18 protein-coding genes are annotated in these 14,409 nt (G+C 69.9%); 7 read left to right on the plus strand and 11 right to left on the minus strand.

All coding sequences use genetic code 11. The features are described from left to right. The 5 genes from ACFYYB_RS24065 to ACFYYB_RS24085 all read right to left on the minus strand — a co-directional run bounded on the left by ACFYYB_RS24065 (position 1) and on the right by ACFYYB_RS24085 (position 3,922). Complete coding sequence (locus ACFYYB_RS24065; RefSeq protein ID WP_389437340.1) at positions 1-372, minus strand: nuclear transport factor 2 family protein; 372 nt, start codon at positions 370-372, stop codon at positions 1-3. Positions 373-385: 13 nt separating this feature from the next. Further along, positions 386-841, minus strand: coding sequence for a nuclear transport factor 2 family protein (locus ACFYYB_RS24070; RefSeq protein WP_389437341.1), 456 nt, complete (start codon positions 839-841; stop codon positions 386-388). Positions 842-873: 32 nt separating this feature from the next. After that, positions 874-1,305, minus strand: coding sequence for a nuclear transport factor 2 family protein (locus ACFYYB_RS24075; protein WP_389437342.1), 432 nt, complete (start codon positions 1,303-1,305; stop codon positions 874-876). Positions 1,306-1,395: 90 nt separating this feature from the next. Then, the gene (locus ACFYYB_RS24080; protein ID WP_389437343.1) at positions 1,396-3,051 is read right to left on the minus strand and encodes a thiamine pyrophosphate-binding protein; all 1,656 of its coding nucleotides are present in this window, start codon (positions 3,049-3,051) and stop codon (positions 1,396-1,398) included. A 46-nt stretch (positions 3,052-3,097) separates the two neighbouring features. Then, the gene (locus tag ACFYYB_RS24085) at positions 3,098-3,922 is read right to left on the minus strand and encodes a type 1 glutamine amidotransferase domain-containing protein (RefSeq protein ID WP_389437344.1); all 825 of its coding nucleotides are present in this window, start codon (positions 3,920-3,922) and stop codon (positions 3,098-3,100) included. A gap of 295 nt (positions 3,923-4,217) precedes the next feature. On the opposite strand from ACFYYB_RS24085, the gene ACFYYB_RS24090 reads away from it, so the two are divergent. The 5 genes from ACFYYB_RS24090 (at position 4,218) to ACFYYB_RS24110 (ending at position 7,746) form a co-directional block, all read left to right on the plus strand. Then, entirely contained in the window at positions 4,218-4,490 is a 273-nt protein-coding gene (locus ACFYYB_RS24090) for a UBP-type zinc finger domain-containing protein (protein WP_389437345.1), read from the plus strand. Between the two features lie 116 nt (positions 4,491-4,606). Beyond that, entirely contained in the window at positions 4,607-6,250 is a 1,644-nt protein-coding gene (locus tag ACFYYB_RS24095) for an FAD-dependent oxidoreductase (protein ID WP_389437884.1), read from the plus strand. A gap of 101 nt (positions 6,251-6,351) precedes the next feature. After that, positions 6,352-6,849 carry a hypothetical protein gene (locus tag ACFYYB_RS24100; protein WP_389437346.1) on the plus strand — a complete coding sequence of 166 codons (498 nt, stop codon included), beginning with the start codon at positions 6,352-6,354 and terminating at the stop codon, positions 6,847-6,849. 91 nt (positions 6,850-6,940) lie between these two features. After that, entirely contained in the window at positions 6,941-7,270 is a 330-nt protein-coding gene (locus tag ACFYYB_RS24105; protein ID WP_389437347.1) for a putative quinol monooxygenase, read from the plus strand. Next, positions 7,267-7,746, plus strand: a complete 480-nt coding sequence (locus ACFYYB_RS24110) for a group II truncated hemoglobin (RefSeq protein WP_389437348.1) — start codon at positions 7,267-7,269, stop codon at positions 7,744-7,746. The genes ACFYYB_RS24105 and ACFYYB_RS24110 overlap by 4 nt, the downstream gene beginning before the upstream one ends. Before the next feature lie 51 nt (positions 7,747-7,797). On the opposite strand, the gene ACFYYB_RS24115 is transcribed toward ACFYYB_RS24110, so the two are convergent. The 5 genes from ACFYYB_RS24115 to rpe all read right to left on the minus strand — a co-directional run bounded on the left by ACFYYB_RS24115 (position 7,798) and on the right by rpe (position 10,987). Beyond that, on the minus strand, positions 7,798-8,256 hold the full coding sequence (locus tag ACFYYB_RS24115) for a barstar family protein (RefSeq protein ID WP_389437349.1): 459 nt from the start codon (positions 8,254-8,256) through the stop codon (positions 7,798-7,800). Next, positions 8,253-8,555: a ribonuclease domain-containing protein gene (locus tag ACFYYB_RS24120; RefSeq protein WP_389437350.1), complete on the minus strand. Its 303-nt coding sequence runs from the start codon at positions 8,553-8,555 to the stop codon at positions 8,253-8,255. Before ACFYYB_RS24120 ends, ACFYYB_RS24115 begins: the two co-directional genes overlap by 4 nt. A 232-nt stretch (positions 8,556-8,787) precedes the next feature. Beyond that, positions 8,788-9,012 carry a hypothetical protein gene (locus tag ACFYYB_RS24125; RefSeq protein ID WP_250741347.1) on the minus strand — a complete coding sequence of 75 codons (225 nt, stop codon included), beginning with the start codon at positions 9,010-9,012 and terminating at the stop codon, positions 8,788-8,790. Between the two features lie 136 nt (positions 9,013-9,148). Continuing rightward, positions 9,149-10,162 (minus strand): sugar-binding transcriptional regulator, encoded by a 1,014-nt coding sequence (locus ACFYYB_RS24130; RefSeq protein WP_243334549.1) that lies wholly within the window; start codon positions 10,160-10,162, stop codon positions 9,149-9,151. Between the two features lie 138 nt (positions 10,163-10,300). Continuing rightward, entirely contained in the window at positions 10,301-10,987 is a 687-nt protein-coding gene (gene rpe / locus ACFYYB_RS24135; protein WP_389437351.1) for a ribulose-phosphate 3-epimerase, read from the minus strand. A gap of 613 nt (positions 10,988-11,600) precedes the next feature. Here rpe and ACFYYB_RS24140 point away from each other — a divergent pair. Beyond that, positions 11,601-12,308, plus strand: coding sequence for a bleomycin resistance protein (locus ACFYYB_RS24140; protein ID WP_389437352.1), 708 nt, complete (start codon positions 11,601-11,603; stop codon positions 12,306-12,308). Between the two features lie 511 nt (positions 12,309-12,819). On the opposite strand, the gene ACFYYB_RS24145 is transcribed toward ACFYYB_RS24140, so the two are convergent. Next, complete coding sequence (locus tag ACFYYB_RS24145; protein WP_389437353.1) at positions 12,820-13,809, minus strand: helix-turn-helix transcriptional regulator; 990 nt, start codon at positions 13,807-13,809, stop codon at positions 12,820-12,822. Between the two features lie 134 nt (positions 13,810-13,943). Here ACFYYB_RS24145 and ACFYYB_RS24150 point away from each other — a divergent pair, with 134 nt between their 5' ends. Next, a complete protein-coding gene (locus ACFYYB_RS24150; RefSeq protein ID WP_389437888.1) occupies positions 13,944-14,339 on the plus strand; it encodes a RidA family protein in 396 nt (131 codons plus the stop codon). Positions 14,340-14,409 lie beyond the last annotated feature (70 nt).

Below are 14,409 nucleotides of genomic sequence, written 5' to 3' on the forward strand. Positions count from 1 at the left end.
TCAGCCCTGGCCGAGCACCTGGAAGGGAACCGTGTCGTGGTAGTTCGCCATGTAGGCGATCTTTCCGTCCACGATCCGGAAGAAGTTCATGACCTCGGCCTCGATCCCGTCCCCGGAGGGGGTGACCGCGGTCAGGTGGGAGACGGCCGCGGCCTTCTCCCCGTCGACGAGGAAGTGCACGGGCTCGTTGCGGAAGACCCGGTACATGGTCCCCATGCCCTTCATCATCGACCGCAGCGTCTCCAGGCCCTCGATGTGGCCGGCGAGCTGCTCGTCCATGACCTGGTCCTCGGCGAACAGGTCGCACCAGCTGTCCCAGTCACCGGCGTTGGCGTACTCGTAGTACTTCTGCAAGATCTGCCGCGCGTCCATGGCGCTCAACCCCCTACTGGTCCCTGCGGGTTCCGTCGGGCGCGAAGGGCGCCCAGAACTGGCTGAAGGCGGTGGCCGTGTCGCCGAAGAGCCCGTCGTGGCCCTCGACGATCCGGCCGTCGCGCCAGCGCATGAAGTGGAAGACCGGGTAGTCCATCCGCTCGTACGGGGACCCGCTCGACTCGTCGGCGCCGCCGCGCACGGCGACGTTGCGGCAGACGTCCGCGCTGCAGTCCTCGCCGACGAGGACGGCCTCGATGTCCATGCGGAAGGTGCCGCCCGTGAGCTTGTGGGTCTGGCCCATCAGCTCCAGGAAGGCGTCCAGGCTCTCGTACCAGCCCGCGAGCGGATGGTTGCCGGGGACCTGCCAGCGCAGGTCCTCCGCGTAGTACTCCAGGATCCTGGCCCGGTCGCCGGAGCCGAGGGCGCGGTACGCCGCCTCGACCCGCTCCCGTGTCACTTCGGTCATCGTCGCTTCTCCTTCGGCGATCGGTTCGGCGCTCAGAGGGAGGCGGAGCCGGGCATGGGCGCCAGGTCGTTGACGGTGTACTGCCGGATCAGCGGCCCGTCGGGGCCGGCGACCACGGTCCAGGTCTGGTCGGCGTCGAAGCCCAGCCACACGCTGCGGGCGGCCGGCGGGTCCCAGATCTTGGCCTGCCAGTTGACGAGGACCCGGACGATCGCCCGGTCCCCCTCGATGACGGGCTCCACCTTGGTGACCGTGTGCACCTCGTCGAAGAAGCGGTTCGTGACCGCCTCGTACCAGCGGCCGAAGCCCTGGTGGCCGAGGAAGGTGTCCTCCGGGACCTTGAACTCCAGGTCCTCGGTGATCAGGGCCAGCACCTGGTCCGGCTTGACGTGCTGGTCCAGGGCCACGTACCACTTCTCTGCGAAGGCGCGGATCGCGTCCTCGGTCAGCCGCTCGGCGGGCATGCGGTCTCCTCCTGTCTGTCCGTGCTCTGCGTGGGGTCCGTACGTTCAGATCCGGCGGTGTCAGATCCGGCGGTGTCAGATCCGGCGGTGTCAGATCTGTATGTCGACCAGGAACGGCCCGGGGTGGGCGAGCATCCGGCCCACGGCGGCGATCGCCTCGTCGGGCTTCTCCACCCGCATCCCGCCCGCCCCGAGCGACCGGGCCAGGGCGGCGAAGTCGATCTCGGGGTGCGAGAGGTCGAAGGAGCCCGGGAAGCCGTGCTGCGGAATCTCCCGCTCCCGCCAGTACTGGGCGATGTTGTCGTCCAGCAGCCGGTACTTGCGGTTGTTGCAGACCACGAACTTCGCCTCGATGCCGTGCCGGGCCGCGGTCCACAGCGCCTGGTAGGTGTACATCGAGCCGCCGTCGCCCGCGAAGCCGACGACGGTCCGCTCCGGCCGGGCCAGCTTGACGCCGACCGCGCCCGGGAAGCCCACGCCCAGCGATCCGCCCCGGGTGAGGTGGTAGTCGCCCGGCCGCTCCGGCGGCAGGTACCGGGTGACCAGCGGGGAGGTGGTCAGCGCCTCGTCGAAGACGATCAGGTCCCCGCCGGTGCGCTCGGCCAGGGTCCGCAGGAAGACCGCCATCGGCGAACCGTCCGCCTCCTTGGCCTCCCGCTCGGCCTGGTCCGTCCGCACCCGCTCCCGGGTCCGCGCGTCCAGCCTCCCGGCCGCCGCCGCCCGCTGCGCGGGGGTGAGCACGTGCTCCAGTACGCCGGCCAGCGCGCGCAGCGCCTGCCGGGGATCGGCGGCGAGCCCGAGGTCCACCGGGTGGTTCTTGGCGATCTCGTAGGCGTTCAGGTCGATGTGCACGACCCGCGCGCCGGCCCGGAAGGGGCTCTCCAGTTCCGGGAACACCTCGGGGAAGACGTAGGTGCCGACGATCAGCACCCCGTCCGCCCCACCGATCAGCTCCTTGCTGTGCGGGCCGAACATGTGGCCCGTCTGACCGCGGCGCAGCGGGTGCGAGGCCGCGATGTTCACCTCGGAGGAGTCGACCTCGTACACGTCGGCGCCGAGCAGCTCGGCGACGGCGACGAGCTCGCGCTGCGCCCCGGAGAGCGCGACCCCGTCCCCGACGAGGACGACCGGCCGCTCGGCGGAGGCCAGCAGCTCCGCCGCCCGCCCCACCGAGGCGGGCGAGGGCGCCACGTCCGTGAGCGGCACCGTGGCGGGCAGGACGAGCTCGGAGTTGAGCTCGTCCAGCACGTCCATCGGCAGCGCCACGAACACCGGACCGCGCGGCGGAGTCAGGGCGATCTTCACCGCGCGGCGGATCGTGCGGAGCACGGAGTGCCGGTCGGTGACCCGGGTCGCGTACTTGGTCACCGGCTTCGCCATCGCCACCAGGTCGGACGCCATCTGCGCGTCCATGGCGTCGTAGCGCACCCCGGCGTCGCCGGCGACCACGACGAGCGGGGTGTGGCCCCGCAGCGACTGGTAGAGCATGCCGATGCCGTTGCCCAGCCCCACCCCGGAGTGGAGCTGGAGCAGGGCCGCCCCGCCGGTGGCGCGGGCGTAGCCGTCGGCGATGCCCGCGGCCACCGTCTCCTGGAGGGCGAGGACGTAGTGGAAGTCCTCCGCCGCGTCGACCGCGTCGAGGAATCCCTGTTCCACCGTCCCCGGATTTCCGAACATGACGTTCAGGCCGTCGGCCTTGAACTGGTCGATCAGCCTTTCCCGTCCGGGAGTGGCTCCAGAACTCATCGAACTCCCCCTCCTTTGCTTACCGTCGTGCCGGAGTTACCGCCAATTACCAGCCGTACCGGGTGAGACCGTTCTCCAGGACTTCCACGATCTTCTGCCCCGTGAGATACGAGTCGGGGGTCGAACGACCGGTCACGAAGGGGAAGTCGACGATCACCGAAAGGGGGTGGCCGAAATTCCCGATGTACGCGCCGCCCGGCCCGGTCGCATCGCGCAGGATGTACTCCAGCGGATACGGCGGCGGCCCCATGTTGAAATCGGTACCGAGGAATCCGGTGCCGTCCTTGTAGTCGTACTCCTTGCAGTGGCCGGTCACGTGCTTTCCCCAGATGATGCTGCGCCGGTCGCCCCAGTCCCGGGCGAAGGCCAGGCAGGCGACGCCGTAGCACTCGGCGGCGACGACCTTGCCCGCGTTCTTGAAGGCGAGGATCAGGGCGTGCACGCGCTCGTTGTTGGCGAGGTCGACGATCGGACCGCTGCCTCCCACGATGAGCACGGCGTCGAAGCCCGCGATGTCGGCCTGGAGCTTGTCCAGATCGCGGTGGTACTGCTCGAGCTTGGGCAGATAGGCCGAGTCGCTCGTGTACGGGCGCTCGGGGGCCCAGGCCTCGATGTCGAGGGGGGAGTCGAGCCGGCTCGACTGCTCGAACTCCCGGCCCAGCCGGGCGTTCTCCTCGGTGGTGACCGAGCGTCCCAGCGGAGGATCGATGTAGTTCGCGTCGAGGCTCGGCGGGAGAGCGTGGGCACGCTTTCCGGTCGGCGTGGCGAATACGACTTCATAGCCCTGCTCGTCGAACTGCGATACGGGGCCGATCAGTTCCTCGGCCCAGTAACCGTGTTCGGAGACAATGACCAGAATCTTTCTGCTCACGGATTCCTCCAGGCGCCGCCTGTTGTCGTTGGCGTCCCCCACACTGGCCGCGCCCGGGGGTTCCGTCAAAGCGCTGGTGTGCGACTTCGTGAGGTAGTCGCCCAGGTCATGGGGGCACCTCAGGAAGTCGTCCGGCGATGTCATGAAGTAGCTTCCGGACTTCCTGACTTCGTCCGAATCACTGAACCGCCGCCGGGGCTCCGCCTTATGGTCTGGACGCCCCGGAATCACGGGCGCGCCGCAATCACGGGCGCGAAGCGCGAGGGCGCGAGAGCGCGAGAGAGGGACGGGGACGATGACGATGGACCTGTTGTGCACCCACATCGAGTCGATACGTCCGGTGAAACCCGGCACCGAGGGCTGCGAGGAGTGCCTCGTCTCCGGTGACGCCTGGGTGCACCTGCGGATGTGCCTGAGCTGCGGGCACGTCGGCTGCTGCGATTCCTCGAAGAACCGTCACGCCACCAAGCACTACGGGACCACCGGGCACCCCATCGCCGCCTCCCACGAGCCCGGCGAGGACTGGGCCTGGTGCTACGCCGACAAGCTGATGCTGGACCCGGCGTGAGCACGGCCCCGGAGAGCGCCACCGCGGGCACCGCGCCCACGGCCAACGCGCCCACGAGCACCCCCTCCGCGACCGCCGAAGCCGCGGCCCGCGCGGAGAACCGCAAGCCGGTCATCCTGGCCGTGGACGACGACCCGCAGGTACTGCGCGCCGTCCGCCGCGACCTGCGCAGTGCCTACGGCGACCGCTACCGGGTGCTCGGCGCCTCCTCGGCCGCCGACGCCCTCAAGATCCTGGACTCCCTCGACGAGCGCGGCCACGACCCGGCGCTGTTCCTCGTGGACCAGCGGATGCCGGACGTCACCGGGGTCGAGTTCCTGCTGGAGGCCGTCAGCCGCTTCCCGGACGCCCGCCGCGTGCTCCTCACCGCGTACGCCGAAACGGACGCGGCGATCACCGCCATCAACCGGGTCCGCCTGGACTACTACCTGCTCAAGCCCTGGGACCCCCCGCACGAGCGGCTCTTCCCGGTCCTGGACGACCTGCTCTCCGACTGGCTGGCCACCTATCGCCCGGCGTACGACGGGATCATCGTCGCGGGTCACCTGGTCTCCCCCGGCACGCACGCCGTCCGGGACTTCTTCACCCGCAACGGCCAGCCCTTCCGCTTCCTCAACGTGGAGCGGGACCCCGAGGCGCTGACCGTGATCGCCGCCGCCCAGCCCGACGCCGCCCTGCCCCTGGTCCGCTTCCCGGACGGCTCGGTGGTCTCCGCGCCGACGGACACGCAGCTCGCCCAGCGTCTGGGCCTGGCCACCACCGCCTCGCGCCCGCACTACGAGTGCGTCATCGTCGGCGCGGGCCCGGCGGGCCTCGCCGCCGGGGTCTACTCGGCCTCCGAGGGCCTGTCCACGCTCATGCTGGACTCCCGCGCCCCGGGCGGCCAGGCCGGCACCTCCAGCCTGATCGAGAACTACCTCGGCTTCCCCTCGGGCCTCTCCGGCGGGGACCTGACCCGCCGCGCCACCATCCAGGCCTCCCGCTTCGGCGCGGAGATCCTGCACCCGGTGGAGGTGACCTCGCTGACCCGCGACGACCCGGCGAAGATCCTGACCCTGGCGGACGGCACGGAGATCAGCGCCGAGACGGTGCTCCTGGCCACCGGGGTCTCGTACAACCGCCTGGACGCCCCCGGCGCCGACCGCTTCGAGGGCGCCGGGCTCTACTACGGCGCGGCGACCACGGAGAGCTCGGCGTGCATCTCGCAGCACGTGTTCATCGTGGGCGGGGCCAACTCGGCCGGCCAGGCCGCCGTGCACTTCGCCAAGTACGCCGCCCGGGTCACGATCCTGGTCCGCGCGGCCTCCCTCGACGACAGCATGTCCCGCTACCTGATCGACGAGATCGAGCGCACCCCCAACGTCGAAGTCCGGGTCCGCGCGACGGTCGTCCGCCTGCACGGCGGGGACCACCTCGAACGCCTGACGCTCCACAACTCCGAGACCGGGGAGGACAAGGAGGTCCCGGCCCGCTTCATGTTCACCTTCATCGGCGCCCGCCCGCACACGGGGTGGCTGGCCGGGGTGGTGGAACGGGACGAGTACGGCTTCGTGCTCACCGGCTCGGACCTGATCTCCAACGGCGGCGAACTCCCGGAGGAATGGAGCCTGGAGCGCGCCCCGTACCCGCTGGAGACCAGCGTCCCCGGGGTCTTCGCGGCCGGGGACGTACGGGCCCACTCGGTCAAACGCGTCGCCTCGGGCGTGGGCGAGGGAGCCATGGCGGTCTCCCTGATCCACCGCTACCGCTCGATGGGCTGACCCCCCGGGTTGATCCCTCCGGGTCGATCCTCCTGGGCCGAGAGCGAACATCACACCGACCCGCTTGCGATCAAGCCCGGCCCGGACGCACCGTTGATTACATGATTACATCCGAGCAGAACGAACAGCTCCGCACCTGGTTCGCCGAGCACCTGCCGGTGGACGTCTACGCCTCCCTCCTCTCGGTCACGGTCGACCGGGAGGAGATCACCGTCGTCGGTGAGATCCCCGCCACCGAATCGGTCGCGGCCTTCCGCGAACGCACCCGCGAACAGCGCATGGAGGTCGCCCGGGAGGCGGAGGAGCTCTACCGCCGCAAGGTGTCCTGGGCGGCCCGGTCGGGCGAGGAGCAGACCCTCTTCACCCACCTCGCGGTCCCGGTCATGACCCGCCTGCGCCAGCCCGAGCGCCAGGTCCTCGACACCCTGGTCGCGGGCGGAGTCGCCCGCAGCCGCGCCGACGCCCTGGCCTGGTGCGTGCGCCTCGTCGGACGCAACACCGACACCTGGCTGACGGACCTGCGCGAGTCCCTGGACCGGGTCCAGCAGGTCCGCGCCGAGGGTCCGGACCTCGCCGACTCCCAGAAGTCCGGGTCATAACGGCGAAAGATCTCCCCGCGCCCGCAAGATCGCGCGAGCCTGGCACGGACCACCGGCGATCAACGCCCGACCCCAGGGAGAGGCCCGCACCATGACCACCACCGTCGAATACATCCGCTACCGGATCGCATTGGACGACCAGCCGGCTTTCGAGGACGCGTACGTCAGGGCCTCCGAGGCCCTGGCCGCCTCGCCGGAGTGCGTCGACTACGAACTCGCCCGCTGCGATGAGGAGCCCGAGCGCTACATCCTCCGCATCCGCTGGACCTCGATCGACGCCCACCTGAACGGATTCCGCAAGGGCGAGCACTTCCCCGCGTTCTTCGCGGCGATCCGCCCGTACGTCACGGCCATCGAGGAAATGCAGCACTACCTCGTCACCAAGGTGGCCGGCCCCGGAAAGGCTTCCACCCCGTCATGAGCACCACACCCGACACCACGCCCACCATCTACGAATGGATGGGCGGCGAAGAGGCGATGAACCGCCTCACGGACGTCTTCTACGCGCACGCCCTGCGGGACGAGATCCTGGCCCCGGTCTTCGCCGGCATGGACTCCGAGCACCCGCAGCACGTGGCGGTCTGGCTCGCGGAGGTCTTCGGCGGCCCGAAGCAGTACACCGCCTCCCACGGCGGCCACCAGCACATGGCCACCAAGCACCTGGGCCGCGGCATCACCGAACAGCAGCGCCGCCGCTGGGTGGACCTGCTGACGGACACGGCCGACGAGGTGGGCCTGCCCACGGACCCGGAGTTCCGCGCGGTCTTCGCGTACTACATCGAGTGGGGCACCCGCATGGCCCTGATCTACTCGGGCCCCAACCCACCCCCGGTCGACGCGGCCGACATCCCGGTCTGGTCCTGGGGCCAGACCCCACCCTGGATCCCGAAGTCCTGATTCCAGGCCCCCGGCGGAGCCCCTGGGCTCCGCCGGGGCACTTCAGCGCATTCAGCCCCGCCGGCGCTTGAGCCGCGGAGTCCGGGGCGGAGCCCCGGCAGCCGGCCCCGGGCCGGACTCCGCGAGCAGCACCGTCAGCTTCGGCCCGCCGCCGCCATCCCCCTCGTCCTCGCCTTCGTCCTCGGACCCGGCCCGCCAGAAGTCGACGGCCTCCTCGAGGATCTCGGTCAGGGTCTCCCAGTCATCGGGCTTCGCAGCCGCGTACCCCCGCCAGGAGGTCAGGACCACCAGTCGCCCCGGCGCCGTCGGCAACCACGACAGATCCCGCAGCGCATCCGACAGGGCGTCCCAGTTCGCCCCGAAGTACTCGGGAACCCCCAGCGCGGCCCCGCACCGCCGCATCAGCTCCGCCTTGCTCCGCACGCCGTCCAGATCCAGCCGTACGGTCGCCCACCCGGCGGCCTCGGCCGCTTCGAGCGCGGGGGCCAGGGGCCGCGGGTCCAAGGTCATCGGAGAACCGCCTTGAAGGTCTCGTAGTGGTCGTCCGTGTAGAAGAACTCCCCGCCCCCACCGGTCACGATCCGCCGGGCCCCACGGTCCCGCTCCCCGGGCGTCTTCACGGTGAACTCGTGGTAGTAGCCGCGCTTCTTCTGCGGCAGGACCTTCTCGAAATTGCCGAAGACGGTCCCGTCCTGCCGGTACTGGTACGGCCCGCCCTTGTCGATCAGCGTCAGCACGTCCCGGGCCTGCTGCGGCAATGCCGAGGCCCGTACCGTCGCCATGCCCTTCGCCCATCCGGGCGTCGGCACGGCGGAACTCGCCGCCCCGCTCGGGGCAACGTCAACGCCGGAGCCGGCGCTCGCGCTCGTACTGGTGGCCGCGGCAGGCGCGGGTTTCTTCCCGCTGCAACCCACCGCACCGACCAGCGCCGCGCAGAGGAACACGGCCCCCAGCACACGCAGCAACGATCGGGGCACGTTCCGAAAGATCATGCACCGATCGTGCCAAATATCCGATTCTCCCGCGAGTCGCGCGGTGTCTTCAGAGGGCGGACATCTTGGTGTACGGACTCAGGATGCGCTTACGGACCTCAGGCCCGAATTCGACGAGGACAGCGATCCCCTCCTCAATGGCGACGACACGGCCGAGGCCGTGCTCATCGTGAGAAACCCGGTCGCCGACGCTGAAGTGCCGGAGCGGCGCTTCCACGGGGGCCTTGAACGGGCTGGACGGCAGATGGCGGCGAGGTACTGCGGACTTTGTCATTGCACCCAGTATGCGCCCAGCAGGCCGTCGAACGGTCCGCCGTTCGGATCTCAATTACGGCACCATCCGCATCGGCGAACCTCACGTGCCCGCGTTTGACCGGCATTCGTCCGGACAATCGGACCAATCCGAACAATCACTCGTCGGGGTCGGCCCGCTCCAGCGCCGGCCGCAGACCGGGCTCCGATTCGGTCAGCAGATAGTCCGCGACGGCGGTGTCGGTGACCAGACTGGTCACGAGTCCCGAGCGCAGCACCGCCCCGATCGCGGACGCCTTGCGCAGCCCCCCGGCGATCGCCACGACCTCGGGGATCCGGCGCAGCCGGTCCGCCTCCACGGTGATGCAGCGCTCGCCGAGGTCCCGCCCGACCCGACGCCCTTCGGCGTCGAACAGGTGGGCGGACATCTCGGCCGCGACGCCCAGCGAGGCGTAGTGCGCCCGCTCCTCGTCGCTCAGCATGTCGTGGACGGTGGAGATGCCCGGCTCCCAGGACCCGATGGAGACGGCGGCGACCGTCACCTTGTCGAAGTACTCGAAGGCCCGCGCGATCCCCGTCTGGTTCCGCAGGGCGGCCGCGGTGGCCGGATCGGGCAGCAGCATCGGGGCGTAGATCGGGTGGGCATCGCCGCCCGACACCTGCGCGGCCCTGCGCACGGCCTCCACGGACCCGCGCTCGGCCGTACCGGCGTCGTACACGCCCGTCAGCTGGACGACGGTGCAGGGAGGCAGGCGGTGCAGGGAGGCGGCCATGTGAATGGTCGACCGCCCCCACGCGAGACCCAGCACGTCCCCTTCGTTGACGAGCTCACCCAGCAGATCGGCGGCTACGGCACCCAGGTTCTCCGGGTCCGGCGCGTCCTCGGTGGCATCGGCCGGAGACTCCACGACCACGGCGTGCCGCAGCCCGTACCGGGCGCGCAGCGCGTCGGACCGCTCCGCGTCCAGCTCCGCCGGTACGCGGATCTCGATGCGTACGAGGTCGCGCTCCAGAGCGGTCTCCAGGACCCGGGCCACCTTGAAGCGGCTCACGCCGAACTCCTCGGCGATCTGGATCTTGGACTTCCCCTCCAGGTAGAAGCGGCGCGCCATGGCCGCCGCCTGCACGAGCTCCGCGGGTCCCATCCGCAGGGCTGACCGTCCCGCCGACATTGCAGACACCGCGTTCTCCTCACTGCTGTTCACACCATCGTGTTCACACTCTCGACTCGCCGTTCATCCTGTCAGATCCGACGGCCGTTGATCAGCCTGGACAGCTCCCGTTCACCGAGCTGTTCACCAAGCCTTGTTTCAGTGCTTGCAAGCCCAGGGCGCAGCGGCGATCGCCGCACCCGCCTGGTCACGCAGCGTGCGTACGGCTGCCGCCGGATCCACCGCTCCGTAGACCGCGCTGCCCGCCACGAACACGTCCGCACCGGCCTCCGCGCACCGCTCGATGGTCGTGGCGGAGACGCCTCCGTCGACCTGGAGCCACAGCTCCAGACCGTGCTTGGAGATCAGCTCCCGGGTACGGCGGATCTTGGGCAGCATGATGTCGAGGAAGGGCTGACCGCCGAAGCCGGGCTCCACGGTCATGATCAGCAGCATGTCGAGCTCGGGAAGGATGTCCTCGTACTGCTCGATGGGCGTCGCCGGCTTCAGCGCCATGGACGCCCGCGCCCCCTTGGCCCGGATCTCCCGCGCGAGCCGCACGGGCGCGGCGGCGGCCTCGGCGTGGAAGGTCACGGAGCCGGCACCGGCCTCGATGTACTGGGGGGCCCAGCGGTCGGGGTCCTCGATCATGAGGTGCAGATCGAGCGGGATGTCCGTCGCCCGGCTCAGCGACTCCACGATCGGCACGCCGAGCGTGAGGTTCGGGACGAAGTGATTGTCCATGACGTCGACATGCAGCCAGTCGGCCCCCTGAACGGCCTTCGCCTCCTCGGCGAGTCGGGCGAAGTCGGCGGACAAGATGCTGGGATTGATCTGAACGGCCATGCCCCAAGCGTGCCATGCCGCCAACCCCTTCCGGCCACTACCCCGGAAGTGGGGTGGTGGGCTTGTGCTGCGGGCCGATCGGTGGCGTTGACATGGTCCGGGGGGAGCCCGGCAGTCCAGTGTCCTTTCGGTGTGGGCCGGTCCCTCAAGGGCGCTCCCTGCGGTCGCGTCGCTTCGCGATGGCCTTCGGCCACCCTTGACCGACCGACCCACACCGAAACGCCACAAGACTTCCGGGATCCCCCCGAGGAACGGCCGGGAGGGAGGACCGGGAGGAGCGGCCGAGTCGCTTCCTTGTGGCCCCCTCCGGCCGGGGGCATCAGAACACCGCCCCGGCAGGACAGGAAGCTCAGCCACCACACACCCGCGGGGCGATCAGAGCATCCAGGGCCGGGCGCCTGGACACCCTTCCCGTGACCGTCGCCCGCCACCACGAGCGAGAGGGGGACGAGATGCCCCTCAGGGCCGGGGGGCGCGACAGATCGCTACACACTCCCACTCGGCTCAGCGACTACCGACCGTCCCTGGCTGAACTATCTGAAGAGAGACCAGAACCGAAGAGAGACAGTAATCAAGTTTGACTAGTACGGTCGGATGGTCCTACGGTCGGAGGATGAGCGAGAAGCTGGCGGCAATACTCCCGTGCAGGTCCGTCCCCGAGACAGTCGACTTCTACAAGGCCATCGGATTCGAGGTCACGTTCTACCAAGAACGTCCGTACGCCTATGCCGTCGTACAACACGGTGACGTCGAGTTGCAGTTCATGGCTCTGAAAGGGTTCGACCCGGCCGGTTCATACGGCGCGTGTTACATCACGACCGACGACGTCGACGCTTTGTACGCGAAGTTCCGTAGCGGACTGAAGCAAGAACTGGGCAAGATCCCGACCCGTGGCCTCCCCCGGATCGGTCCGCTGAAGGACACCACCTACGGGGTGCGACAGTTCATCATGGCCGACCCGGGTGGCAACAGCATTCGCATCGGCCAACCGATCAGCGAAGACCTCCACCACGCCCCGGTTCCGAAGGAACCGGTGGCAAAGGCCCTCCACATGGCTTCATTGCTCGGCGATTCCAAAGAGGACTACCCCGCCGCCGCCAAGATCCTCGACCGCCTCCTTTCCTCCGACGTCCCTCCCCCGGCCCGCGTCAAAGCCCTGATCCTCCGAGCCGCCATGGCCATCCACCTGGACGACACCCCCCTAGCCGCCCGCCTGCTTTCGGAGGCCGACCAAATCCCCCTCCCGGCCCCCGACCGCACCTCCCTGGCCGACGACCTCCTCCGCGCCGAGGATCTCCGCGACAACCTCCCGGACTCCTAGACTCCCGAACACCCCGTCCAGTTCAGCCAGGGACGGTCGGTAGTCGCTGAGCCGAGTGGGAGTGTGTAGCGATCTGTCGCGCCCACCGACTCCGAGGGGCATCTCGCCCCCCTCTCGCTCGTGGTGGCTGTCGACCGTCACGGGAAGGGTGTCCAGGCACCCGGCCCTGGATGCTCTGATCGCCCCGCGCGTCCGTCCCGGCTGAGCTTCTTGTCCTGCCGGGGCGGTGTCCTGATGCCCACCGGCCGGAGGGGGCTGCGAATGTCCGACTCGGCCGCTCCTCCCGCTCCTCCCTCCCGGCCGTTCCTCGGGGGGATCCCGGAAGTCTTGTGGCGTTTCGGGGTGGGTCGGTCGGTCAAGGGTGGCCGAAGGCCATCGCGAAGCGACGCGACCGCAGGGAGCGCCCTTGAGGGACCGGCCCACACCGAAAGGACACTGGACTGCCGGGCTCCCACCGGACCATGCCAACGCCACCGACCGGACCGCAGCACAAGCCCCGCCCCGGCCCCGGTCACCCCGCCTCACCAGCCTCCCCATACCGCGCCGCAACCGCCTCCGCACGCTCCCGCAGCAGCGTGCGCAGCGACTGGGGGGCCAGGGCTTCGCCGTCCGTGCCGAGCTGCCACAGGGCCCACTGGGCATGTCGTGAATCCTGGAAGGTCACCTCCAGGCGCAGCCAGCCGTCCGCATCCGCGTCGGGTTCCTCCGTGCGGACCGCCAGTGCGGTGTTCAGCAGGTCTTCCCGGCGCACGGGGTTCACCCGGAGCTGCACGGTGATGTGGTCGCCGCCCGACAGGAACCGTGCCGAGCGTTCCCGCCAGATCCGGTCCAGATCGACCCGGTTCGGTCGCTCCGCCGCCTCGGGGAGTTCCTCGGCCGCCAGCACGCGCGACAGCCGGTACGTGCGGTCCTCGCCGGATCTCGTGGCCAGCAGGTAGCCCCGCTCCCGTACGGTGACCAGCCCTATCGGGTCCACCGTCCGCCACTGGGGCGTTCCGCCCGTGGCCGCGTAGTGGATCCGCAGCTTGTGTCCGGCGAGCACCGCGCGCCGGACCTCCATCATCGTGCCGCCGGGTACTTCTTCGGTGACCCGCCTGCGCGAGAGAAGGTCGGCCTCCGGGTCGACGAGGAATCGCTGGGCGGCGTCGCTGGCGACGGCCCGATGGCTTTCGGGGAGCGCGTCGACCACCTTGCGCCGCGCCGAAGCGAGCGCCGGCCCCAGGCCGAACGCCTGCTCGCCGTGCCCCGATCCGGCGGCCAGCAGGGCAAGGCTCTCCTCGTGGTTCAGGCCGGTGAGCTCGGTGCGGAATCCGGGCGACAGCGCGAAGCCGCCGTGCCGGCCGCGTTCGGCGTAGACCGGGACCCCGGCGGCCGACAGCGCCTCGATGTCGCGCAGCACCGTACGGGTGGAGACCTCCAGCTCGCGGGCCAGTGCGTCCGCGGTCAGCTGACCGCGCTGACGCAGCAGCAGTACGAGCGAGACCAAGCGATCTGCGCGCATGAAAAAACTCTATCGGAATACATGACAGAGGGTGTCGTGATTCATTGCGAGGCTCTTCACCAGCGCACCAGCGCAGCTACTCAGCACCTCAGCCTCTTCCGCAACGAACCGATGGAGCCGACATGGCCACGCAAATCCAGCGCACCGCCGTCAACCCCGTGACCTGGTCGGTCGAGATGGGCTTCAACCAGGGCGAGGTCGTCTCCGGCCAGACCCGGACCCTCTACCTCTCGGGCCAGACCGCGATGAGCGCCGAAGGCAAGCCCGAACACGACGGCGACATGGCGGCGCAGCTGGCGCTGAGCATCGACAACGTGGAGGCGGTGCTCGCCGAGGCCGGCATGTCCCTCGCCCACCTCGTCCGGCTCAACGTCTACACGACCGACGTCGACCTGCTCTTCCGGCACTACGGCGAGCTGGCGTCGCGACTGGGCGCCGCCGGAGTGGCGCCGACCACCACGATGCTCGGGGTGTCACGGCTGGCGATCCCCGGCCAGCTGGTCGAGCTGGAGGGAACCGCCGTCGCGTAAGGCCCCCGGACCGCCCGACCGACCGACCGACCGACCGTCCACCCGACCACCCGGGGGGGGGATGGTCGGC

It is taken from the genome of Streptomyces sp. NPDC002886 (assembly GCF_042888445.1).
GTDB lineage: Bacteria > Actinomycetota > Actinomycetes > Streptomycetales > Streptomycetaceae > Streptomyces.